Annotated in this window: 20 protein-coding genes; 16 read left to right on the top strand and 4 right to left on the bottom strand. The window is 56.6% G+C overall.

The genetic code is table 11. The annotated features are described in order from the left end of the window. Positions 1–200: 200 nt before the first annotated feature. The 6 genes from QOL84_RS13795 to QOL84_RS13820 all read left to right on the top strand — a co-directional run bounded on the left by QOL84_RS13795 (position 201) and on the right by QOL84_RS13820 (position 9,548). Positions 201–716, top strand: a complete 516-nt coding sequence (locus tag QOL84_RS13795; RefSeq protein WP_007919523.1) for an Hcp family type VI secretion system effector — start codon at positions 201–203, stop codon at positions 714–716. A 91-nt stretch (positions 717–807) separates the two neighbouring features. Continuing rightward, on the top strand, positions 808–2,850 hold the full coding sequence (locus tag QOL84_RS13800) for a type VI secretion system Vgr family protein (RefSeq protein ID WP_283437553.1): 2,043 nt from the start codon (positions 808–810) through the stop codon (positions 2,848–2,850). Continuing rightward, entirely contained in the window at positions 2,843–3,742 is a 900-nt protein-coding gene (locus QOL84_RS13805) for a DUF4123 domain-containing protein (RefSeq protein WP_283437554.1), read from the top strand. The genes QOL84_RS13800 and QOL84_RS13805 overlap by 8 nt, the downstream gene beginning before the upstream one ends. After that, on the top strand, positions 3,739–7,101 hold the full coding sequence (locus QOL84_RS13810; RefSeq protein WP_283437555.1) for a toxin VasX: 3,363 nt from the start codon (positions 3,739–3,741) through the stop codon (positions 7,099–7,101). Before QOL84_RS13805 ends, QOL84_RS13810 begins: the two co-directional genes overlap by 4 nt. After that, positions 7,101–8,186: a DUF6708 domain-containing protein gene (locus tag QOL84_RS13815; protein ID WP_346772241.1), complete on the top strand. Its 1,086-nt coding sequence runs from the start codon at positions 7,101–7,103 to the stop codon at positions 8,184–8,186. The genes QOL84_RS13810 and QOL84_RS13815 overlap by 1 nt, the downstream gene beginning before the upstream one ends. A gap of 231 nt (positions 8,187–8,417) precedes the next feature. Continuing rightward, positions 8,418–9,548, top strand: coding sequence for a hypothetical protein (locus tag QOL84_RS13820; RefSeq protein WP_283437556.1), 1,131 nt, complete (start codon positions 8,418–8,420; stop codon positions 9,546–9,548). A gap of 52 nt (positions 9,549–9,600) precedes the next feature. On the opposite strand, the gene QOL84_RS13825 is transcribed toward QOL84_RS13820, so the two are convergent. After that, positions 9,601–10,323: a tellurite resistance TerB family protein gene (locus tag QOL84_RS13825; protein ID WP_283437557.1), complete on the bottom strand. Its 723-nt coding sequence runs from the start codon at positions 10,321–10,323 to the stop codon at positions 9,601–9,603. A gap of 175 nt (positions 10,324–10,498) precedes the next feature. Between QOL84_RS13825 and QOL84_RS13830 the strand changes: the two genes are divergently transcribed. The 8 genes from QOL84_RS13830 to QOL84_RS13865 all read left to right on the top strand — a co-directional run bounded on the left by QOL84_RS13830 (position 10,499) and on the right by QOL84_RS13865 (position 20,570). Then, positions 10,499–11,413, top strand: a complete 915-nt coding sequence (locus QOL84_RS13830) for a LysR family transcriptional regulator (protein ID WP_007967749.1) — start codon at positions 10,499–10,501, stop codon at positions 11,411–11,413. A 131-nt stretch (positions 11,414–11,544) separates the two neighbouring features. Continuing rightward, a complete protein-coding gene (locus tag QOL84_RS13835; protein WP_283438656.1) occupies positions 11,545–13,002 on the top strand; it encodes a gamma-aminobutyraldehyde dehydrogenase in 1,458 nt (485 codons plus the stop codon). Between the two features lie 83 nt (positions 13,003–13,085). Next, a complete protein-coding gene (gene ydcS / locus QOL84_RS13840; protein WP_283437558.1) occupies positions 13,086–14,237 on the top strand; it encodes a putative ABC transporter substrate-binding protein YdcS in 1,152 nt (383 codons plus the stop codon). Positions 14,238–14,504: 267 nt separating this feature from the next. After that, entirely contained in the window at positions 14,505–15,542 is a 1,038-nt protein-coding gene (locus QOL84_RS13845; RefSeq protein WP_283437559.1) for an ABC transporter ATP-binding protein, read from the top strand. Between the two features lie 16 nt (positions 15,543–15,558). Next, entirely contained in the window at positions 15,559–16,479 is a 921-nt protein-coding gene (locus tag QOL84_RS13850) for an ABC transporter permease (RefSeq protein WP_007908947.1), read from the top strand. Next, positions 16,469–17,278, top strand: coding sequence for an ABC transporter permease (locus QOL84_RS13855; RefSeq protein ID WP_283437560.1), 810 nt, complete (start codon positions 16,469–16,471; stop codon positions 17,276–17,278). The genes QOL84_RS13850 and QOL84_RS13855 overlap by 11 nt, the downstream gene beginning before the upstream one ends. 157 nt (positions 17,279–17,435) lie before the next feature. Beyond that, a complete protein-coding gene (locus QOL84_RS13860) occupies positions 17,436–18,860 on the top strand; it encodes a gamma-aminobutyraldehyde dehydrogenase (RefSeq protein ID WP_283437561.1) in 1,425 nt (474 codons plus the stop codon). Positions 18,861–19,085: 225 nt separating this feature from the next. After that, positions 19,086–20,570 carry an APC family permease gene (locus QOL84_RS13865; protein WP_077571272.1) on the top strand — a complete coding sequence of 495 codons (1,485 nt, stop codon included), beginning with the start codon at positions 19,086–19,088 and terminating at the stop codon, positions 20,568–20,570. A gap of 76 nt (positions 20,571–20,646) precedes the next feature. Here the strand turns inward: QOL84_RS13865 and QOL84_RS13870 are convergent, their stop codons facing one another. Both QOL84_RS13870 and QOL84_RS13875 read right to left on the bottom strand, forming a co-directional pair. Then, positions 20,647–21,048 carry a type II toxin-antitoxin system VapC family toxin gene (locus tag QOL84_RS13870; protein WP_027610984.1) on the bottom strand — a complete coding sequence of 134 codons (402 nt, stop codon included), beginning with the start codon at positions 21,046–21,048 and terminating at the stop codon, positions 20,647–20,649. Next, complete coding sequence (locus tag QOL84_RS13875) at positions 21,048–21,293, bottom strand: AbrB/MazE/SpoVT family DNA-binding domain-containing protein (protein ID WP_082341390.1); 246 nt, start codon at positions 21,291–21,293, stop codon at positions 21,048–21,050. Before QOL84_RS13875 ends, QOL84_RS13870 begins: the two co-directional genes overlap by 1 nt. 418 nt (positions 21,294–21,711) lie before the next feature. Here QOL84_RS13875 and QOL84_RS13880 point away from each other — a divergent pair, with 418 nt between their 5' ends. Together QOL84_RS13880 and QOL84_RS13885 are read left to right on the top strand one after the other, a co-directional pair. Further along, the gene (locus QOL84_RS13880; protein ID WP_283437562.1) at positions 21,712–22,224 is read left to right on the top strand and encodes a BRO-N domain-containing protein; all 513 of its coding nucleotides are present in this window, start codon (positions 21,712–21,714) and stop codon (positions 22,222–22,224) included. 85 nt (positions 22,225–22,309) lie between these two features. Further along, positions 22,310–22,516: a hypothetical protein gene (locus QOL84_RS13885; protein WP_283437563.1), complete on the top strand. Its 207-nt coding sequence runs from the start codon at positions 22,310–22,312 to the stop codon at positions 22,514–22,516. Here the strand turns inward: QOL84_RS13885 and QOL84_RS13890 are convergent. Next, a complete protein-coding gene (locus QOL84_RS13890) occupies positions 22,513–22,698 on the bottom strand; it encodes a hypothetical protein (protein WP_103306409.1) in 186 nt (61 codons plus the stop codon). The genes QOL84_RS13885 and QOL84_RS13890 overlap by 4 nt on opposite strands. Positions 22,699–22,738: the final 40 nt, after the last annotated feature.

Genomic DNA, 22,738 nt, shown 5'->3' on the forward strand with positions numbered 1-22,738 from the left:
CTTGCACACCACTGCGCAAGAAGTTGCGCACTTTTAGCCTAAAACCAGCATGAAACATATTGAAACATGCACTTTTCGGCTGTTTGGCCCCGTGTTTTCGGGAATTACAGCAAAGCTGGCACGTTCCTTGATAACAATCAGGCACCCACCGGGCGATTTCGCCCCGGGCACCCTAAATTTATCCGCAAGGAGAGCACCCCATGGCAACACCAGCGTACATGTCGGTTACCGGCGAAAAACAAGGCCTGATCACTGCAGGCGCATTCACCGCTGACTCCGTAGGCAACACCTACCAGGAAGGCCACGAAGACCAGGTCATGGTTCAGGCTTTCAGCCACGACGTAATCATCCCGCGTGACCCGCAATCCGGCCAACCAACCGGTCAGCGCGTTCACAAGCCAGTTGTGATCACCAAGGTCTACGACAAGGCTTCGCCTCTGCTGCAAGCCGCTCTGACCTCCGGCGAGCGCATGAGCGAAATCGTTATCCAGTGGTTCCGTACTTCTGCTCAAGGTACCCAAGAGCACTACTACACCACCAAACTGGAAGACGCGATCATCGTCGCCATCAACAACAAAATGCACAACTGCCAGGATCCAGGCAACTCGCACTTCACCCACCTGGAAGAAGTGCAGTTCACCTACCGCAAAATCACCTGGACCCACGAAGTATCCGGTACTTCGGGTTCCGATGACTGGCGTGCTCCAGTCGTTTAATTACGGCTGATCGTTACAAGCATCGGCCAGCTCTGCTGGTCGATGTTGTTTTCGCAACTCCAGATTTTTGTGACAGCACGAGGAACAACGGATGTTCGCGCCGGCCAATGAAACCCACTTTGCCCTGACCATCGAAGGTCTTTCTGCTGACTTTCAGGTGTTTACCCTGCAAGGCCGGGAAGCCATCAGCCAGCCTTTTGTCTTTGAGGTGGAGCTGGTCAGTGAGCAGCCGTCGCTGGACCTCGAAACCCTGCTGCACAAACCGGCCTTCCTGCAACTGTCGCCCGACGGCAGCGGCATCCACGGCCAGATCTATCGCGCCGCGCAAGGCGATTCGGGCAAACGCCTGACGCGCTATTCGCTGACCCTGCGCCCGCAGCTGGCGTACCTCGCGCACCGCATCAACCAACGCATCTTCCAGAACCTCACGGTGCCGAAAATCATCGGCAAGGTCCTCGAAGAACACGGCATTCAAAGCAACGCCTACGAATTCAAGACCGGTTCGATTTATCCCGAGCGCGTTTACTGCGTGCAATACGATGAGTCGGACCTGCATTTCATCCAGCGCCTGTGCGAAGAAGAAGGTATCCACTACCACTTTGAGCACACCGCCACGGCGCACAAACTGATTTTCGGCGATGACCAGACGGTGTTCCCGAAACTCCAACCCGTGGCCTATCAGCAAGACTCCGGCATGGTCGCCAGCGACCCGGTGATCAAGCGCTTCGACCTGCGCCTGGAAACCCGCACCAGCCGCACCACGCGCCGCGATTACGACTTCGAAAAACCGCGCATCACCCTCGAAAGCGAAAACCGTGGCGACGCCCTGCCCGACCTCGAGGATTACGATTATCCCGGCCGCTTCGTCGACCGCGAGCGCGGCAAACACCTGGCCAAACGTGCCCTCGAACGCCATCGCAGCGACTTCCAGCTGGCCGAAGGCAAGAGCGATCAGCCACTGCTGGTCAGCGGCCATTTCCTCGCCCTCACCGCGCACCCGAAAGCCAAATGGAACGACCTCTGGTTGCTGACCGAAGTCCATCATGAAGGCAAGCAGCCGCAAGTGCTGGAAGAGTCGGTGACCAGCGACACCACCGCGCTCAAAGACGATTTCCATCAGGGCTACCGCAACCGCTTCCAGGCCACGCCATGGGACGTGCCGAACCGCCCGCCCCTGCGCCACCCGAAACCACGCATTCTCGGCAGCCAGAGCGCCGTGGTCACCGGCCCCAAAGGCGAAGAAATCCACTGCGACGAATACGGCCGGGTCAAAGTCCAGTTCCACTGGGACCGCGAAGGCCAGGCCGACGACAAGACCAGTTGCTGGTTGCGCGTCTCCTCCGCCTGGGCCGGCGCCCAGTACGGCGGCATCGCCATCCCGCGTATCGGCATGGAAGTGCTGGTGACCTTCCTTGAAGGCGACCCCGATCAACCGCTGATCAGCGGCTGCCTGTACCACAAGGAAAACACCGTCCCGTATGCGCTGCCGGCGAACAAGACCCGCAGCACCTTCAAGACCCTGAGTTCGATGGGCGGTGGCGGCTACAACGAACTGCGCATCGAAGATAAAAAAGGTCAGGAGCAGATCTACCTGCACGCCCAGCGCGACTGGGACGAAAACATCGAGCACGACCAGAAGATTCGGGTGGGCAACGAACGCCACGACACCGTCGAAAAAAACAGCTACAGCGAATTCAAAGCCGAAGAACACCACACCGTCTACGAAGACCGCAAAGTCGAAGCCCGCGCCAACGACCACCTGACTGTGGGCGTGAACCAGCACATCAAGATCGGCACTGGGCAGTTCATCGACGCGGGGCAGGAAATCCATCTCAGCAGCGGCATGAAAGTGGTGATGGAGGCTGGCGCCGAACTGACCCTGATCGGCGGCGGCAGCTTTATCAAGATTGATGCCGGCGGCGTGACCATGAGTGGGCCGGTGATCAACATGAACTCCGGCGGTGGGCCGGGCGGCGGCACCGGTGCGGCGCCGTTGTTGCCGGGGCCGTTGAAGCAGGCGGATACGGATAAGGCTGGGAAGTTGTTGGTGCCGGCGCAGCGGCAGGCGTTAATGCAGAAGAAACCGATTTGTGCGGTGTGTGAGAAAGCCAAGCTGGAGGCTCAGAATGCTTAAGTCGGAATTTCCATTGGAAAACGGCCTCCCCCAAGGCCTTCCATGGAATGGCACGGTAGGTTTACTGCTTGATGGTGTCAGCGTTGAGAAGCTTCCGCAGCACCTGTATCAGTGGACGGAAAACCCTGAGTTCGAGCCGCTTTATCTTGGGACTCGTTGGGCAGAACTGGGCGATATCTCCCCATGCCTCGTGCAAATAAAAGCACAGAACAACCCGGTCCTGACCCGGTTCCTGAACGCATCGCGTCAGGAATGGGGGCACTTGGTGTTTAGCGATCAATCATGGGATCAACTGGTCGCACACTTTCGCTGGCTCACCAGCGTCATGCACCCACTGGGGGAGGAAGTGTTGTTGCGCATCGCGGACCCGGCCGTAACTCATGCACTGCTTGCTCACGCAGAAACTATCAAGGATCCGACCCTATTCGGCCCCTGCAAACAAATCGTTACTGCCGATGCAGCACTGGATTGCTGGTACATAAACAATAGGCCGGGCAACGCTCCCGAGCCCGACCACAGCAAGCGCTATCGATTGAGCGAAGCACAACTCAGTCAACTGGACGAGGTGAACTTTCGCAATGTTGTGATGCGTCTCGATGCACACATGCAAGAATATTTCCCAAGCTATCAGGCACAGTCGACCCCACAGCAACGCTGGGAACACCTGCATGCGTTGGCGTCGACCTCCTATGATCGCGGCTTCAACACCGAACTCGATATCACCCTCTACGCCAACATTCACGGGTTCCTTGGCGAGCGAGCACTGGAAGAACATCCAGACCTCGACGCCATACTCAAAACCCCGTCGGAGCAAACGCCCGCACAACGACTCGAAAGGGTCGCTGATATTGCCCAGGAACGGGCAGCAACATTGACCAGGAGCCAAGGATGACAACGCCAACATCGACCGGCAAAAGCCCGAACAACGTTGCAAAAAGCCGGGATGACGGCAAGTGTGCCATGGGCGGCTGCTCGTTGATGAAGGCAAAAATCCAGCTCATCCCACTGCGTTACGGCCTCGTTGAACGACTCGACCCGTCAAGTGCGCTGACCATGCCGTACAAAACCACTTCTCGCCCACTAGGCATTCGATTGATGCGTGACGGCTGGCTCTACGTCATCGTCGACAAGAAGCCTGAAGCCGTAATGCACGAATACCGAATCCAGAACGGCATCGTGACCCAACTGCTGTGGGAAAAGAGCGAAATCACCGTCAACAAACGCGAAAGCAACGTGGGCGAAGCCGTGTTGGTCTTCCCGCTTTTGAGCAAACTCTACGTCAACTACTCCGAGGTGCAATGGACCGCCGCAAAATGCGCGCAGGTCATCAAGCACAAGTCTGAACGTGAGTACTTCATGCAGAAGGTTGATCTCACCAGTGCAGACCCTGAGAAAGGTGCAGCTAATCTGCTGACTCCAATTCAGGCGGAAAAGTGGATTGCTGAGGTTGCGGAGCAGCCGAGTAAAGAACCGTCGGTTACGAGTGCCAAACCTGAGGAAAGTCAGGACTATCTTTGGGAGCAAGCGTCGCACTTCAAGAAAACTCAGATGGGCACGCTCAAAAAGCAAGTCAAGGCAGAACATGAGCGTGACCATCTGTACTTGGTCTTACAGGATGACCTGGGCGTATTACGCGATCTCGCTGAGCATCAGGACTTGGTCACTGGCTGGATCAGCGACTGGAGCGACGCTGAGGCCAATCAAAAAAAGTATGTGTTTGGTTGCTACATCGAATCGTTGTACACCGTAACAGGCGAAACCATTCTAAATGCCGCCCAAGGCGACCCTCGTTTTGCCAAACTCAAGGACGAAATAAACGAAGAGCAGCGGCAATCGATCGTCGACTACGTCAACGTTAAAAATCAAACCCAGTATTCAGGCGCTGGTACGCATCGTGGGGCTATTGCAGCCTCAAAGTCGCGGATGCGTACGAATCTTGGACCTTTATATTCCAAGTACGAAGACCTGATCGAGACCATCGAAGACAACGCGGATGAAGCGCTCAATGGCGCAAAAATGGGACAAGAAGGCATTAACGACCTGATTGACCGACCGGCTATGGAAGCCTTCCTTAAACAACAGCGAGCACAATTAAGCCGTTGGAATAAGCGTTTGGATCTGATAACTGAAGATCGAGTAAAATTAGTATGTGAAAAACGCTTCTATAAATCTGCTTGGTATTTTGACCCAAAATTTGTAACCCAACTTGAATCGGCTCTTGCTACTGAATACGCGTGCATGAAAGATATATGTCGCACTGACAAGGCTACCGAAGCGATTGCAGACCTAATAGAAAAAGAGCCGGGCTTTACAGTTCCAACCTTCTTTACTGCAAGCTTGACCGATCAGAAGGACCTTTTTGCAAAAATCGGCTCATTAATAAAATCGGCCCGGGACATACCCCTTTCAGCGAAGGATTTCCAAGGACTGCAAAAAATCAGTCGAAATTTTGTAACGCTCCTGACCCAGGATCTCGCGGCATCAATAAATCTAAGCAACGATGGTATAACTTTCGATCAAGCACGAAACACTGCTTATGAACCTGCCAAACAACTCCGCTTGGCGAATGCTCTCGAAGAAGCTATAGAAGGACTACGCAACGGCCGAGCAATAGACCCATCTAAAATTCTACGAAATATTCCCGGCTCAGCATGGATCGACGTACTAAGAACATTTGGCAAAAAAGGAATTACTCTTGAGTTTGCTTCTGCAAGCCAGCTTCATGCGTTCGAAGCTGACATGGCGAAACTCACCGAACTCCGCCAGCAGATGTCCTCGTTGAAAAACAGGATCAGAGAGACATTGGCTAACGAGCGAAAAGGTCGGGCCCCCAAGGGGAGCTATCGATCTTTGGTTGCACAGCGTAAATCTGTTCAGCAATCCGTCGCCCCGTTAGAGAAAAAAATCGCGCCTGCGATGGTTGCTGTTGGCGAAGGCCCGAGTAAAGCAAGTATAAAAATTAAAGGCCTAACCAGCGCCCAAGAAGCTGAAGTCCACCGAATGGCCGAAGATCATCGCTTAAACACAGGCGACAAGGTAAGGGGACTAGGAAAAGATATCTTTCAATCTGCGGGAGGCGACATCTTCGCATCAGCTGTATTTGTCGTGCAATTAATTAACTTTGTCACTGTTTATTCAGAGTTAAGAAGAAAACCCAGCTGGGATAAAACCGATTACGTTGCATTTGGCAATGCGTTCTTCTCTGCAAGCGGAGGAGGCTTTGCGGCTGCACAGGGGATATCAGCCACTACTCTAAACGTAGTCAAAAACAATTATTCAAGTGCTGCCGGCAAAGTCCAGTTAGCCGCGCGCATTGGAAAGCTCACCGGGGGGCTGGGGCTAGCTGCTTACGGGTTCGGTATGGCGGCAGCAGCCACAAGTCTGTACGGGGAAAAAGGCTCTGTCGCTCGTTGGACTGAAGCCTTGAGGTCGGGAGATAGTGCAAAGCTGGCTGGTGCCAGCATGACAATCGCGGGCGACTCTGGACAGTTTGTCGTTAACGGTTGGGCAGTTGCACGAACAGGGCAATATATGTTTGAGGCGGCTTCAAATGTTAGTCAAGCAAGAGCTGTCGCTTGGGTTACAGCTGGAGGCAAACTTCTGAGCGTTGCTGCGAGAGCCAACTTAATAGGGTTAGGTTTGACGGTGTTGCAGCTAGGTGGCGAGTGGATTTACAACCGAAACAATAAAACGAAGTTTGATAACTGGCTTCAGCAGGGCGCGTGGGGAAAGAAGAACCAAAATCGCGAATTCCAAGCAGATCGCATGCAATTGGCAGAGATCACTTCAACTCCTCAGGTCGGTCTAAGACAAATAAATAACAAACCTACTGCAGTGATTAGCATTCCAAATATAACAATTCGAGAGCTGGATGATGTTGGATTTGGCCTTACCGCGTATTGGTCAAGCAGTCTCCAGCGCAATGACTGGGAGCCTTGGACTGAACCTTTGCTATATCAACTCAATTTACTGAGTCCACCAGACGCGCCACTCCAACTGGGGCTAGAAATTTTTGCGCATGAAGCTAACGCTCAGCACGGTCTTGCCATAAAATTGCGATACCATCCACTCCCCGGAGCGCAAAAATTTCAGGAAATAATGTTTGAAACCAAGACACTTAATGTTGGAAGCGGGAAGGAATTTTCAACAACTGGGTTTTTCAGCGCACGAAATACAACCGCTCAAGCATTCATTGTGACCACCGACACGCTAACTGTGCTCGAATCATCAAAACAAGCCGGGCAAACCTAATGTCTTCAATAAATGAGCAATCCCGCGACGATCTAAATCTCAAAAAAATACGGCCCGTGGCTGGTGAGAAGCGTAAGTTCGCGACAGGTGAGGCATTATTCTTCTCCCCGCTTCCGATACCAACGGGCAACGTCCCCATGGATTTGGGCGGAAGCTTTGTTGAGGTAAATGACACATTCCTCGACGTAGGCAGTAGTAATTCCGGCAAGGCTTTCCAAGCGAGGGCAATGATTGGGCTCGGGATGATGTTTATTTTTTCATGCCTGATTATTCTGCCTTTGCTTGCAGGATCTACTACCTGGGGATCCCCATTTGCCGAGTCCTTTTGGGACAGAACAGCAGGCATGTTCGATTTCGGTGTCACCTTTAGTATTTGGGGAGGAGGAATAGCTGCGCTCTTGGGTATTTACGTTATTTTGAGCACTACCAGAGCAAAGTCGCGCAGCCGTCCAATTAGATTCAACCGCCAACGTCGTGAAGTCTGTTTCTTTCCCGAAGGTTCTGACCTCCCCGTCATTCAACCATGGGAAGAGATAGTATCTTGGCTTTCAATCAGTACAGGTGTTACTGGAGTAGGCGTAACAAGCACCTATACATTTGGTATGGCGTTCGACGATTCCAGAGCTGACGTAGTGCATTTCATGAGACAAGGCGTGATGACTCCTGCCCATGCCTTGGGTAAGTGGGAAGCCATACGGATCTATATGGAAAAAGGTCCAGAGTTCTGCCCAGGCAAGGCAGCCTACGAGGGGCGCCACACCTTTGATAAAAAACGACAAGACATGCACGAGGAATACCAGAACAACGAACGTTCCGCTTTAGGAGTTGGTTGGTGGTACCTGACACATTTGATCACTTGGTGGCGTTTTCCGTATTGGGTAGCAGAATGGGACCATCGTTTCAGCATGAAATCTCTTCCTGAATCCATTGCCGAGTGGTCTAAGCCTCTTCCGCCTAAACAATGGGGCAAGCCAAGCCCGGTGCTTAAAGAGCAAAGCGCGAAAATCGAAAAAGCCTTTGCTCAAGGACAGGATTTTATGACGTACTTCAAGGCAAACCTAAACGAAAGCAAGGCAGAAGAATAAAAAACAGCTGAGCTATATAGTAGCTAGAAATCAGATAGCCCGATAACCGTCAGGTCAAGTCTGAGCTTTTACAAAACTGAAAAACAAAAGGGGATGGTTCATTTTCAAAAAAACAAACCCGTCCCCTTTTCGCTAGAGGCACTGGCGCTTTTCCAGCAATCAACCTGGTTGCGCCCCACCCCCACGCACCATTGCTATCGATAGAGCCTCTGATGCTGGAAATCGCTTCGCATGCCTAAAACCCTTGATTTCGAATTGATAGAGCCTGCTGCTACGACGAACCATCGCGCCGGAGACGTGGAGCAATTTTCAACTGGCACCACCACTTACCTGGCACCGCTGCCACTACCCACCGATGCATCGCCCAACAGTCCTTACATAAGCGAGCTGAACGATGCGTATCTGGACTTTGGTGGTGGCAAACCTCAATTGTTTTCATGGCAATTGACGTTGGGAGCACCATTTACCGCTGCGCTCCTGATTGCCCTGGGTATTCCTCTGGTCGCGGGGCTGATCCTCGCGTCAAGCGGCTATCGGTTAACTGAAGTATTGGAGTTCAGCTCAGACCTTTATTTCGCTGCCCGGGAATCCGCGATCTGGTTGTTTTTCGTGGGACTCGGTACTGGCCTTATCGTGTGGTTTTACGACCACAAAAAATACACAACCGTCATCCCGACCCGCTTCAACCGCCAGCGCCGGGAAGTCTGTTTCATGCCCACGGACGCGGAAACACCGGTTTTCGTACCTTGGGAGTCACTCTCCGCTTGGGTGATTGAGGCGCAAGGAGCAACACAATATGGCGTCCGACGACAGTACGGGATGGGCATGGGATTCGAACGTGAGGGCCAGAGGGTCTGCATTGAGTTCGTATGCGCTGGCCTACCGTTGGCAATCGCGCACTGGGAGGCCGTACGCGCTTTTATGGAGTACGAGGTCAACGGCCTGAAAAGCCATCAAGACCCCATGGATCTGCAAGGTCCCAATGATCCTCCCCATGAAGGAATGCATACGTTCCGAAATGCGCGAGCGCGCTTGCGAAGCCGAATTCGCGACAAGGAAGTGAGCTGGATGACTGGATTTTTTTGGTATCTCTTTCACGTCATGACGTTCTGGACATTGCCCAATCGACTCGTCGAATGGGAAATTCGCCGAATTGCAAAAGTCGGACGTAAAGTGTTGCCCGAGGCTATGCGCTCATGGTCTGAGCCCTTGCCTAAAGTACAATGGGCAAAGCCTGGCGAAGACCTGATTCGCCTGAGCAAGGAGGTCAGAGAGCTCAAGCAGCGCTCGCCAAAACGAGCCATTACAGAGATCTTCGCCGAAGTTTATTTGAATGAGCGAAGTGGCAAGAAACGAGCATAGTCCTGTCCTTCAACACACCAGGGCTGCACTGATGCAGCCCTGACTCATCGACCTAGACAGTCGCCAACCGCACCTGCTTCTCCAACTCCACCTTCAACCCCGGCTCCAGCTTCAGTTGCCGCGCCAGTTCATCCAGATAACTCTTCTCCATAAAGTTCTCCTCATCCACCAACATCACACTGGCGATGTACATCTCAGCCGCCATCTCCGGCGTACTCGCAGCGCGGGCCACGTCAGTGGGGTCGAGGGGCTTGTTGAGTTCGGCGTGCAGCCAGTGCTGCAGTTCCTGATCGTTGTCGAGCTTGGTGAATTCGCCCTCGATCAGTTGGCGCTCGCGGTCATCGATATGGCCGTCGGCCTTGGCGGCTGCGACCAGTGCTTTGAGAATGGCCTGGCTGTGTTGCTCTGCTTGTTCCGGTGGCAAGCGGTCGAGGGTCTGCGGTTCGCGTTGTGGTGCTGTGCCTTTCTGCGCGTTGTAGTTGCCGTAGGCTTTGTAAGCCAGCACGCCCAGTGCGGCGAGGCCGCCGTAGATCGCGACTTTGCCGCCGACCTTGCGCACTTTCTTGTTACCGAGCAGCAGGCCCATTGCGCCCGCCGCCAACGCACCGCCGCCTGCGCCTGAGAGCAGACTGCCGAGACCGCCAGAGCCTGAAGCGCCGCCAAGCAAACCACCCAAGGCACCGCCGGCCGATTTGTTCTGCGACCCGCCCGCCTTGTTCTGCAACAGATCCTGGCCGGACTTGAGTAGTTGATCGAGCAATCCACGGGTGTTCATGTTCCGCCTCCAAACAGGGGTTAACCGGACCTATAAGGCCTCCAGCCTAGTTCGAAAGTGCCCTTCCCCTGCCTGCAAGTGTGCTTCCAGATGTTGCTCGCTGCCCGCAGGCCTTCTTGAAAATAGATATACACTCAGGCCAATCTATAAAAACCGCCCACTGGGTACCTGTCTCATGATGACCCTGCGTCAGATCCGACACTTCATCGCTGTGGCCGAGACCGGCTCGATCTCCGCCGCCGCGCAAACCGCGTTCATTTCCCAATCGACTCTGACGTTGGCGATCCAGCAACTGGAAGAGGAAATCGGTGTCAGCCTGTTCAGCCGCCATGCCAAGGGCATGACCCTTACGCACCAAGGGCATCAATTCCTACGCCAGGCGCACCTGATTCTCGCCACCGTGGATAACGCCAAGCGCAGCCTGCAACAGAGCACCGATCAGGTCGCCGGGCAGTTGATCGTCGGTGTGACCAGTCTCGTCGCCGGTTATTACCTGGCGGATCTGCTCACCCGTTTTCAACGTGCTTATCCCAACGTCGAGATTCGCGTGATGGAAGACGAGCGGCCATACATCGAGCATCTGCTGGTCAGCGGCGAGATCGATGTCGGCGTGTTGATCCTTTCCAATCTCGAAGATCGCCATGCCTTGCAGACCGAGGTACTGACTCATTCCCCCCATCGTCTGTGGCTGCCGGCGCAGCATCCATTGCTGGAACACGACAGCATCAACCTCGCCGATGTCGCCCGCGAGCCTTTGATTCAGCTAAACGTCGATGAGATGGATCGCAACGCCCAGCGATTGTGGCGCGGCGCCGGGTTGCAGCCGAAAATCACCTTGAGAACCGCCTCGACGGAAGCCGTGCGAAGCCTCGTCGCCGCCGGTTTGGGCGTATCGATTCAGCCGGACATGACATATCGCCCATGGTCACTGGAGGGCGACATCATCGAAGCACGACCAATTGCCGACTTGAATCAAACCCTCGACGTCGGCCTGGCCTGGCGCCGTGGCACCGCGCGCCCCGCTCTCGTTGATCCATTCCTGACCGTGGCTCGCGAGCAACCCCACGGCGGGCGCAAGCCATCTATTTAATCGAATGCCGCCTTCAGTATTTAGAATTTGTCGACCTCGGAGCCGCGCACTAGTCTTGCTGCATCTATAAGACGGTCGGCTCCCGATATCAGGGAGCAACAATGGCCACACAAGAAAAGAGATCGCGGAAAATGGCTGGCGCGCAGACCCCGATGTGTACCGCGTTGTTGATCGACGGCGAATTGGTCGCAGGCCAGGGTTTCGTCGAGCCGATTCTCAACCCGGCCACCGGTGAAATCCTCACCCACATCGCCGAGGCCAGCACCGAGCAAGTCGAAGCCGCCATCCTCGCCGCCCACCGAGCCTTCGCCGAGTGGTCACGCACCACGCCGCAGCAACGTTCAAACCTGTTGCTGGACATCGCCAACGCCGTCGAAAAACACGCCGACCACCTCGCCCGCCTCGAATCGCTGAACTGCGGCAAACCGTTGCACCTGGCGCGTCAGGACGATTTGACGGCGACCGTCGATGTGTTCCGTTTCTTCGCCGGCGCCGTGCGTTGTCAGACCGGTCAGCTCAGCGGCGAATACCTGCCGGGCTACACCAGCATGGTCCGGCGCGATCCGATTGGCGTGGTCGCCTCGATTGCGCCGTGGAATTACCCGATCATGATGGCCGCGTGGAAGATCGCCCCGGCCCTCGCCGCCGGCAACACGCTGGTGTTCAAACCGTCCGAACACACACCGCTGTCGATCCTCGCACTGGCGCCAGCGCTGGCCGAAATCCTCCCGCGCGGGGTAATCAACATCATCTGCGGTGGCGGCGAAGGCGTCGGCAGCCATTTGGTCGGCCACGCCAAGGTGCGCATGGTCTCGCTGACCGGCGATATCGTCACCGGCCAGAAAATCCTTCAGGCCGCCGCGAAAACCTTGAAACGCACGCACCTCGAACTCGGCGGTAAAGCCCCGGTGATCGTCTGCAACGACGCCGACATTCAAGCCGTGGTCGATGGCGTGCGCACCTACGGTTACTACAACGCCGGGCAGGACTGCACCGCCGCGTGCCGGATCTACGCGCAGGCCGGGATTCACGACAAATTGGTTGCCGAACTCGGCGCCGCCGTCAGCAGCCTGCGCTTCGCCGGCAAACGTGACGCCGACAACGAGATCGGCCCGCTGATCAGTACCCGCCAGCGTGACCGCGTCGCCAGTTTCGTCGAGCGCGCCTTGGGTCAGCCGCACATTGAGCGGGTGACGGGTGCGGCGGTGCACTCCGGCGCCGGTTTCTACTATCAACCGACGCTGCTCGCCGGTTGCAAACAGAGCGACGAAATCGTCCAGCGCGAAGTGTTCGGCCCGGTGGTCACCGTGACCCGTTTCGATGAGCTCGCGCAGGCCGTCGACTGGGCCAACGACTCCGAATACGGCCTCGCCTCGTCGGTGTGGACGCAGAATCTGGACAAGGCGATGCAGGTTGCCGCGCGCTTGCAGTACGGCTGCACGTGGATCAACAGCCATTTCATGCTGGTCAGCGAAATGCCCCACGGCGGCCTGAAACGTTCGGGTTACGGCAAAGACTTATCCAGTGATTCGCTTCAGGACTACAGCGTGGTGCGGCACATCATGGCCCGCCACGGCCAGCATCTCTGACTACGCTAATAACAAGCCGCCAACGGCATGCTTCACCGCGTTCACAACTGCCCCGACCATAATTTAAAGAAGAGGGTTCAACCATGTTCGTGCACAAGACCGCACTGCTCAGTGCAATCACCACGGCCCTGCTGGCCAGCGCAAGCCTTTCAGCTGCCGAGCCGCTGAAGGCTGTCGGTGCTGGCGAAGGTCAGTTGGATATCGTTGCGTGGCCGGGTTACATCGAACGTGGCGAGAGCGACAAGGCCTACGACTGGGTGACCGGTTTCGAGCAGGAAACCGGCTGCAAGGTCAACGTGAAGACCGCCGCTACCTCTGACGAAATGGTCAGCCTGATGGCGAAAGGCGGATACGACCTGGTCACCGCGTCGGGCGATGCGTCGCTGCGGTTGATCGTCGGCAAGCGTGTGCAACCGATCAACACTGCGTTGATCCCGAACTGGAACACCCTCGACCCACGCCTGAAAGATGCGCCGTGGTACGTGGTCAACAAACAGACTTACGGCACCCCGTACCAGTGGGGGCCGAACGTGCTGATGTACAACACCAACGTGTTCAAGACCGCGCCGACCAGTTGGAACGTGGTGTTCGCCGCGCAGGATCTGCCCGACGGCAAGCCGAACAAAGGCCGCGTGCAGGCCTACGACGGCCCGATCTATATCGCTGATGCGGCGCTGTATCTGAAGTCGACCAAGCCTGAGCTGGGCATCAAGGACCCGTACCAACTCACCGAAGATCAGTACAAAGCCGTGCTCGATCTGTTGCGCGCGCAGCAGCCGTTGATCCACCGCTACTGGCATGACACCACGGTGCAGATGAGCGACTTCAAAAACGAAGGCGTGGTGGCGTCAAGCGCGTGGCCGTATCAGGTCAACGGTTTGATGAACGAGAAGCAGCCGATCGCTTCGACCATTCCGAAAGAAGGCGCTACTGGCTGGGCTGATACCACCATGTTGCACGCCGAGGCCAAGCACCCGAACTGCGCGTACAAGTGGATGGACTGGTCGCTGAAACCGAAAGTCCAGGGCGATGTGGCGGCGTGGTTTGGTTCGTTGCCGGCGGTGCCAGCGGCGTGCAAGGAGAGCGAACTGCTGGGTGCTGAAGGCTGCAAAACCAACGGTTTCGACCAGTTCGACAAGATCGCCTTCTGGAAAACCCCGCAGGCTGAAGGTGGCAAGTTTGTGCCGTATAGCCGCTGGACTCAGGATTACATAGCGATCATGGGCGGCCGCTAATTCCGATCATAACTCGGTCAAGCTCCCTTTCCCCCTCTCCCCCTTGGGGGAGAGGGCTGGGGTGAGGGGGTAGCTTTTGCCTTTGCTCTTGATCTCAGAGCAATGGCCGAAACCGCCCCCCTCACCCCCCGCCCTCTCCCGGAGGGAGAGGGAGCTAAAAGCAATCTCAGCGCCCTGCACACCTACTGTAGGAGCCGCCGCAGGCTGCGATCTTTTCGACGCACACACGACTTTTTTTGAAAGCCCGCTTTACCGGAGCACCGCACCATGACGCTTGCAGTCCAGTTCACCAACGTTTCCCGGCAGTTCGGCGAAGTGAAGGCCGTTGACCGGGTTTCCATCGATATCCAGGACGGCGAGTTCTTTTCCATGCTCGGCCCTTCCGGCTCGGGCAAAACCACCTGCCTGCGCCTGATCGCCGGGTTCGAACAACCGAGCGCCGGCTCGATCCGCATTCACGGCGCTGAAGCGGCCGGTTTGCCGCCGTATCAACGCGACGTCAACACGGTGTTTCAGGATTACGCGCTGTTCCCGCACATGAGCGTGCTCGACAATGTCGCCTACGGTTTGAAGGTCAAAGGCGTCGGCAAAACCGAACGGCACAAACGCGCAGAAGAAGCCTTGGACATGGTCGCCCTCGGCGGTTACGGCGCGCGCAAACCAGTGCAGTTGTCCGGTGGTCAGCGCCAGCGTGTCGCCCTCGCCCGCGCCTTGGTCAATCGTCCGCGCGTGCTGTTGCTCGATGAGCCTTTGGGCGCGCTCGATCTGAAACTGCGCGAGCAAATGCAGAGCGAATTGAAGAAGCTGCAACGCCAGCTCGGCATCACTTTCATCTTCGTCACCCACGATCAAACCGAAGCGCTGTCGATGTCCGATCGCGTCGCCGTGTTCAACAAGGGTCGCATCGAACAGGTCGACACGCCGCGCAATCTGTACATGAAACCGACCACTACATTCGTGGCTGAATTCGTCGGCACCTCGAACGTGATTCGCGGCGATCTGGCCCGTGAAATCAGTGGCCATCCGCAGCCGTTTTCGATTCGCCCGGAACACGTGCGCTTCGCCGAAGGCCCGCTCGCCAGTCACGAAATCGAAGTCAGCGGCCTGCTCCACGACATCCAGTATCAGGGCAGCGCCACGCGCTATGAATTGAAGCTGGAAAACGGCCAGACCCTGAGCATCAGCCACGCCAACAATCAGTGGATCGACAGCAGCGCACAACACCAGACCGGCCAGCGCCTGAGCGCACGCTGGGCGCGGGAAGCGATGATTCCGCTGCACGACACCGTGGCGAGCGGGGTGTGACATGAGCACGCTCGCGATGACTGCATCGCCGCCGTTGCGCAGGTTTTCCAACCTGCTCTACCGCAAGCCGAATCTATATCTTTCGATGCTGTTGGTGCCGCCGCTGCTGTGGTTTGGTGCGATTTATCTCGGCTCGTTGCTGGTGCTGCTGTGGCAAGGTTTCTACACCTTCGACGACTTCACCATGGCGGTCACCCCTGACCTGACCCTGGCCAATTTCGCCGCACTGTTTCAGCCATCGAACTTCGACATCATCCTGCGCACGCTGAGCATGGCCATCGTTGTGTCGATCGCCAGCGCCATCGTCGCGTTCCCGATTGCCTACTACATGGCGCGTTACACCACAGGCAAAACCAAGGCGTTTTTCTACATCGCGGTGATGATGCCGATGTGGGCCAGTTACATCGTCAAGGCGTATGCGTGGACGTTGCTGCTGGCCAAGGGCGGCGTGGCGCAGTGGTTCGTGCAGCACCTTGGATTGGAGCCAGTGTTGCAGTTCATTCTGGGAATTCCCGGCGTCGGTGGCAGCACCTTGTCGACCTCGCATCTGGGGCGATTCATGGTGTTCGTTTATATCTGGCTGCCGTTCATGATCCTGCCGATTCAGGCGTCGCTGGAACGTTTGCCGCCGTCGCTGCTACAGGCCTCCGCTGACCTTGGCGCCAAGCCGCGTCAGACCTTTATGCAGGTGATTTTGCCGCTGTCGATTCCGGGCATTGCCGCCGGTTCGATCTTCACGTTTTCGCTGACCTTGGGCGACTTCATCGTGCCGCAACTGGTCGGTCCGCCGGGCTACTTCGTCGGCAGCATGGTCTACGCGCAGCAAGGTGCGATCGGCAACATGCCGATGGCGGCAGCGTTCACCCTGGTGCCGATTGTGTTGATCGCGGTTTACCTGTCCATCGTCAAACGACTGGGGGCTTTCGATGCGCTCTGAGAAAGCATCATTAGGCTTAAAAATCGCAGCCTGGGGCGGGTTGGTGTTTCTGCACTTTCCGATCCTGATCATCTTCCTGTACGCCTTCAACACCGAAGAAGCCGCGTTCAGCTTTCCGCCGAAGGGCTTCACGCTGCACTGGTTCAGCGTGGCGTTTTCGCGGCCGGATGTACTGGAGGCGATCAAGTTGTCGCTGCAAATCGCGTCCATAGCCACGTTGATTGCGATGGTGCTCGGCACGCTCGCCTCGGCCGCTTTGTACCGGCGCGACTTCTTCGGCAAACAGGGCATCTCGCTGATGCTGATCTTGCCGATTGCGCTGCCGGGGATCATTACCGGGATCGCCCTGCTGGCGACGTTCAAGACGCTGGGCATCGAGCCGGGGATGTTCACCATCATCGTCGGCCACGCGACCTTCTGCGTGGTGATCGTCTACAACAACGTCATCGCCCGCCTGCGCCGTACTTCGCACAGTTTGATCGAGGCCTCGATGGACCTCGGCGCCGATGGCTGGCAGACCTTTCGCTACATCATCCTGCCGAACCTCGGCTCGGCGTTGCTGGCGGGCGGCATGTTGGCGTTTGCGCTGTCGTTCGACGAAATCATCGTCACCACGTTCACCGCCGGGCATGAGCGCACGTTGCCGTTGTGGCTGCTCAACCAACTGAGCCGGCCACGGGATGTGCCGGTGACCAACGTCGTCGCGATGCTGGTGATGATGGTGACCATGTTGCCGATCCTCGGCGCGTATTACCTGACACGCGGCGGCGAAAGCGTCGCCGGCAGCGGCGGTAAATAACCGAATAACCACAAACCCAACCCCGTGTAGGAGCTGCCGAAGGCTGCGATCTTTTGATCTTGATCTTTAACAGCAACATCAAAAGATCGCAGCCTTCGGCAGCTCCTACAGGGGTTCGGTTTCGGCAGAACAATAAAGTGTTAGTGAGGACAAACCCATGCAAACCAAACTCTTGATCAACGGCCAACTGGTCAACGGCGAAGGCCCGGCACAACCGGTGCTCAACCCTTCACTTGGCGAAGTCCTGGTAGAAATCAACGAAGCCAGCGAAGCCCAGGTCGACGCCGCCGTGCGCGCCGCCGACAACGCCTTCGCCGACTGGTCGCAAACCGCGCCGAAAGACCGCTCGCTGCTGCTGCTCAAACTCGCCGACGCCATCGAAGCCCACGGCGAAGAACTGGCCAAGCTCGAATCCGACAACTGCGGCAAACCCTACAGCGCCGCGCTCAACGACGAGATCCCGGCGATTGCCGACGTGTTCCGTTTCTTCGCCGGCGCCAGCCGATGCATGAGCGGTTCGGCCGGTGGCGAATACCTGCCCGGCCACACCTCGATGATCCGCCGCGATCCGGTTGGCGTGATCGCCTCCATCGCGCCGTGGAACTACCCGCTGATGATGGTCGCCTGGAAAATCGCCCCGGCGCTGGCTGCCGGTAATACCGTGGTGCTCAAGCCGTCGGAACAAACCCCGCTGACCGCGTTGCGTCTGGCCGAACTGGCGTCGGAAATCTTCCCGGCCGGTGTACTCAATCTGGTGTTTGGTCGCGGTCCTACCGTAGGCAGTCCGTTGGTGACGCACCCGAAAGTGCGCATGGTTTCGCTGACCGGCTCCATCGCTACGGGCGCCAACATCATTTCCAGCACCGCCGACAGCGTTAAACGCATGCACATGGAACTCGGCGGCAAGGCGCCGGTGATCATCTTCGACGACGCCGATATCGATGCGGCGGTTGAGGGCATTCGTACCTTCGGCTTCTACAACGCCGGGCAGGATTGCACTGCCGCGTGCCGGATTTATGCGCAGAAAGGCATCTACGACAAGTTCGTCGAGAAGCTCGGCGCAGCGGTCAGCAGCATCAAGTACGGCTTGCAGGATGATCCGTCGACTGAACTGGGGCCGTTGATTACTGCGCAACACCGCGACCGCGTGGCCGGGTTTGTCGAACGCGCCGTGGCGCAGCCGCACATTCGTTTGATCACTGGCGGCAAGGCTGTTGAAGGCAACGGCTTCTTCTTTGAGCCGACCGTGTTGGCAGATGCCCAGCAGGACGACGAAATCGTCCGCCGCGAAGTATTTGGGCCGGTGGTTTCGGTGACCAAATTCACTGATGAAGCACAAGCACTGGAATGGGCCAACGATTCGGACTACGGCCTCGCCTCCTCCGTGTGGACAGCGGATGTAGGACGCGCGCATCGCATGTCGGCGCGTTTGCAGTACGGCTGCACGTGGGTGAACACGCACTTCATGCTCGTCAGCGAAATGCCCCATGGCGGTCAGAAATTGTCCGGTTACGGGAAGGACATGTCCATGTATGGGCTGGAGGACTACACCACGGTTCGGCATGTGATGTTCAAGCATTAACGGCGAAAAGATCGCAGCCTGCGGCAGCTCCTACATGATGGACGCCGCTCCCCTGTAGGAGCTGCCGCAGGCTGCGATCTTTTCCGCGACACACGGATGATGTCGGCGATTCACCACCAGGCTTCACCGAAACCAAAACAACAACTACCGAACCGGGCGGCGCTCACAAAGCCCCGCCACGGCCTCGGCCATCCGAAATCTGCCGATTTCACGGAGCAAACACACATGAGTTCCTCACCCGATCTCGCCGCAGCCGTTGCCGACAGCGATGCCGAACAACTGCGCAAACTGGGCTACACCTCGAACTTCAACCGCAGCATGAGCCTGTGGGAAAACTTCGCTTTGGGCTTCACCTATCTGTCACCGGTCGTAGGGGTTTATACCCTCTTCGGCCTGTGCCTCGCCGCTGGCGGCCCACCGATGTTCTGGGCGTATTTGCTGGTCGGTTGCGGCCAGTTGCTGGTGTGCCTGATCTTCGGCGAAGTGGTTTCGCAATTTCCCATTTCCGGCGGTGTTTACCCTTGGGCACGCCGATTGGTCGGTAAGAAATGGGCGTGGATGGTCGGCTGGATCTACTCCATCGCCCTCTGCGTGACCATCGCTGCGGTTGCGGTCGGCGCTGGCCCGTACCTGGCCGCCATGCTCGGTTTCGAGCCAAGCAACAACACCAACATCGTCATCGCCCTGGTGCTGACCCTGTTCGCCACACTGGTCAACCTCAGCGGCACCAAAGTGCTGGCGCGCATCGCCATGTTCGGCTTTCTCTGCGAACTGGTTGGCGCGGTGATCGTTGGCGTTTATCTGCTGGTGTTTGAACGCCATCAACCGCTCAGCGTGCTGTTCAACACCTTCGACATCAGCGTCGACGGCTCGTACCTGCCGGCGTTCCTCACCGCATCGTTGGCGGGGATGTTCCTCTACTACGGCTTCGAGGCCTGCGGCGACGTCGCCGAAGAAACCCCGAACCCGAGCGCGAAAATCCCGGTGGCCATGCGCATGACCATCTACATCGGCGGCATCGCTGCGATGTTCGCCTGCCTGGCGCTGATCCTCGCCGTGCCGGACATGCAAGCGGTGATCAACGGCACCGACAAAGACCCGGTCACCACCATCCTCAACAACGCCTTCGGCCCGGTCGGTTCGAAAGTAGTGATGGGCGTGGTGATGATTTCCTTCATCTCCTGCGTCATCAGCCTCCAAGCAGCAGCGAGTCGTCTGCTGTACTCCTACGCTCGCGACGAAATGGTCATCGGCAGCCGACTGCTGAAAAAGATTTCTCCTACAACCCAAGTACCGGTTGCCGCACTGTTCGTGTCCGGCGTCCTGCCGGCCCTGATCATCGCCCTCGGCTTCTTCCTGCAAGACGCCGTGGCCACCATCGTCAGCTTCGCCGCCATCGGCATCTACCTCGCGTTCCAGATGATCGTCCTGGCCGCGCTGTACGCCCGCAGCAAAGGCTGGAAACCGAGCGGCAAATTCACCCTCGGCGCATGGGGCTGGCCGGTGAACATCGGCGCGCTGGTGTACGGCGTTGGCGCAATCATCAACATGGCCTGGCCACGCACGCCCGATGCGGCGTGGTATGTGAACTATGCGATGGTGTTGAGCACGGCGATCGTGATTGGCTTGGGCTTGGTTTATATGTGGATTGGCAAGCCGTATGACCATGGCAAGGCGCCGGCTGGGGATGCTTGGAAGGTGAGTCGCTAAGAGCTGAATCGCCCCGGTAGGTTCATTGTTACCGGGGCGATTTGCGAGACCGTACGTCGTGTCGCAATCCATAAGCTCAGGACGGCGTTATCAATTCGACTGAAGGGAAATAATTGCGGTAACGCTTGGAGTCTCTCGTCAACAAGGGTAATTTTTTTACGGCCGCATGTGCTCCGATGAAAAAATCCGCCAGAACATTATGCTTTCCACCGCCAACCTTCCGATACTTCACGAAGGCCTTACCAGCTAAAAACAGTGCGGGTCTAGGAATGTCCTGCATGACCAATCCCAGTTGACTCACTACTCCGTCCAATGCCTCAAACGTCGAAAATGTCTGTGATAGCTCTGCATAAACTATCGGGTTGATGGCTAACTCATGGATCAGTGATTGAGCACGAAGTTGCTGAATCGACCAATCGGCCCAGACCGGATCGTCTTCGAGCACATCAATCAACACATTCGTATCGACCAGCACCATCAATCATCCCCTCGGAGCAAGGCCATTAAATCATCGGTTCGCCATTTGATATCGGCTTTGCCCCTTACGGCATCAAATCGATCAGGAGCTCGCGCTTTTCCCGATTCGCGCTTTGCACTATGCAGAACCACTTCGCCATGATCGTTGACGCTGAACTCAATGGCCGAGCCCGGCGTAAGATGCAAAGCATCACGAATTGGCTTGGGGATTGTGACTTGCCCCTTGCTGGTCATGGTCGTCGACATGTCATACCCCTAAAGTATTACTCAATGGAACAACGTATTACTTGATCGAGATATCTGCAACCGCCGCTTATCGCAGGATTATTTTTACCGGATTGCAGGCCTCGACCTCTTAGCCCTGATGGCACTCATGCAGTTCATTCTGTGGATCCGAATAGATAAAGGAAAAACTACGGCTTGGGCGGTCGGTTGCTGCTGACACTGCAAAATCAGGCATTTCCTACAGATACCGCCTTCAGAGACAAGCCCGCTTTCCTACAGCAGGTATCGACAGAGCCGACTTGGCGTCTTGGATGGCTAGCCGATAGGCTTTCTCTCGGCGGCGAAATCAGCGGCCCGGTGTCGAAGCCGGAACAAAATCAACATGGCGCAACCGCGCTCATTTGAGTGGCGGCTCTATTCTCGATATTGGAGTCGACAAATGCCTAACGACGTACAAATTCCTTCTGAAAGCTCTGCTTTCTTCACCCCCATCATCTTCACCCGCCACAACCGCTTCCTCCATGCCTTCATGCAAGACCACGAAGCCTGGTTCTGCGTGCAAGATCTCGGTCGCTTGATGGGTTACCCACTGAACGAACGCCTCACCCTGAAACTCGATCCCGACCAGCGTCGCAATGTCTTCCTGCGCAAGGACGGCGAAATCATCGATTGCGCGATGGTCAGCGAGTCTGGCCTGTTCGCCCTGCTCGTCCATCACTTCGTCCCGGAAAACCGGCACCTGCGCCAATGGCTGAGCCATGAAGTCATCCCTATGCTGCGCGAAACCCAATCAAGTCCTGTGGAAAACCACCCGAGCCTGAGCTCAATGCATTGGGCAGGCGTCACCGTGTCGCTGCTGCACTGGCAACAGAAGGCGTGGGTCAAATGGCGGGATGTGCCGGAGTTGATGCACGGCCAACGGCCGTATCCGGTTCTGGCCACTTGCAGCTAAAGCTCATAAACAAAAAACCTATGGCGAGGGAGCAAACTCCCTCGCCATAGGTTTAGCGTGTCCATCTCTAGCGAGTTGAATTCAGATGAGTAGAACTGTTCTCAAATTTTCTCAGATTGAGGAAGTCATTCCCTGTGATGAAAGCTTTGCGATCTCTTACCTGAAACTAAACGACAGTGCCGAGCTGCAGAAAGCCATTCACGTCGGCATCGACGATGCCGACGCAGGCAATTTGATTGACCTGTCCACCGTAAAAGCCAAATGGCTTTCACGGTGCCCACCCCAGCGTTAAAACCGCGAAACACTCCGCATCGCATCCACCAGATACCGCATCGCAATCCGGTCACTTTCCGAAAGCTCTCGATAACGCTCCACCAGTTTCAGTTCGTCAGAACTGAGTCGACGTCTTTTGCGGCCGCTGCCCAGGCAGGGAAAGATGCCCAGCATGTCGGTGATGCCTTGTATTTTTGCCATGGACGATGTCCTTCTCGAATACGTCAAAGAACTGCTTAAC

Source organism: Pseudomonas helmanticensis (assembly GCF_900182985.1).
Classification (GTDB): domain Bacteria; phylum Pseudomonadota; class Gammaproteobacteria; order Pseudomonadales; family Pseudomonadaceae; genus Aquipseudomonas; species Aquipseudomonas helmanticensis.

Excerpts from the sequence above, each read along its gene's own strand:
- QOL84_RS13815 (WP_346772241.1), top strand. The coding sequence starts at position 7,101 with ATGTCTTCAATAAATGAGCAATCCCGCGACGATCTAAATCTCAAAAAA.
- QOL84_RS13810 (WP_283437555.1), top strand. The coding sequence starts at position 3,739 with ATGACAACGCCAACATCGACCGGCAAAAGCCCGAACAACGTTGCAAAA.
- QOL84_RS13830 (WP_007967749.1), top strand. The coding sequence starts at position 10,499 with ATGATGACCCTGCGTCAGATCCGACACTTCATCGCTGTGGCCGAGACC.
- QOL84_RS13890 (WP_103306409.1), bottom strand. The coding sequence starts at position 22,698 with ATGGCAAAAATACAAGGCATCACCGACATGCTGGGCATCTTTCCCTGC.
- ydcS (WP_283437558.1), top strand. The coding sequence starts at position 13,086 with ATGTTCGTGCACAAGACCGCACTGCTCAGTGCAATCACCACGGCCCTG.
- QOL84_RS13845 (WP_283437559.1), top strand. The coding sequence starts at position 14,505 with ATGACGCTTGCAGTCCAGTTCACCAACGTTTCCCGGCAGTTCGGCGAA.
- QOL84_RS13850 (WP_007908947.1), top strand. The coding sequence starts at position 15,559 with ATGACTGCATCGCCGCCGTTGCGCAGGTTTTCCAACCTGCTCTACCGC.
- QOL84_RS13820 (WP_283437556.1), top strand. The coding sequence starts at position 8,418 with ATGCCTAAAACCCTTGATTTCGAATTGATAGAGCCTGCTGCTACGACG.
- QOL84_RS13870 (WP_027610984.1), bottom strand. The coding sequence starts at position 21,048 with ATGGTGCTGGTCGATACGAATGTGTTGATTGATGTGCTCGAAGACGAT.
- QOL84_RS13880 (WP_283437562.1), top strand. The coding sequence starts at position 21,712 with ATGCCTAACGACGTACAAATTCCTTCTGAAAGCTCTGCTTTCTTCACC.
- QOL84_RS13825 (WP_283437557.1), bottom strand. The coding sequence starts at position 10,323 with ATGAACACCCGTGGATTGCTCGATCAACTACTCAAGTCCGGCCAGGAT.
- QOL84_RS13865 (WP_077571272.1), top strand. The coding sequence starts at position 19,086 with ATGAGTTCCTCACCCGATCTCGCCGCAGCCGTTGCCGACAGCGATGCC.
- QOL84_RS13860 (WP_283437561.1), top strand. The coding sequence starts at position 17,436 with ATGCAAACCAAACTCTTGATCAACGGCCAACTGGTCAACGGCGAAGGC.
- QOL84_RS13855 (WP_283437560.1), top strand. The coding sequence starts at position 16,469 with ATGCGCTCTGAGAAAGCATCATTAGGCTTAAAAATCGCAGCCTGGGGC.
- QOL84_RS13885 (WP_283437563.1), top strand. The coding sequence starts at position 22,310 with ATGAGTAGAACTGTTCTCAAATTTTCTCAGATTGAGGAAGTCATTCCC.
- QOL84_RS13875 (WP_082341390.1), bottom strand. The coding sequence starts at position 21,293 with ATGTCGACGACCATGACCAGCAAGGGGCAAGTCACAATCCCCAAGCCA.
- QOL84_RS13795 (WP_007919523.1), top strand. The coding sequence starts at position 201 with ATGGCAACACCAGCGTACATGTCGGTTACCGGCGAAAAACAAGGCCTG.
- QOL84_RS13805 (WP_283437554.1), top strand. The coding sequence starts at position 2,843 with ATGCTTAAGTCGGAATTTCCATTGGAAAACGGCCTCCCCCAAGGCCTT.
- QOL84_RS13800 (WP_283437553.1), top strand. The coding sequence starts at position 808 with ATGTTCGCGCCGGCCAATGAAACCCACTTTGCCCTGACCATCGAAGGT.
- QOL84_RS13835 (WP_283438656.1), top strand. The coding sequence starts at position 11,545 with ATGGCTGGCGCGCAGACCCCGATGTGTACCGCGTTGTTGATCGACGGC.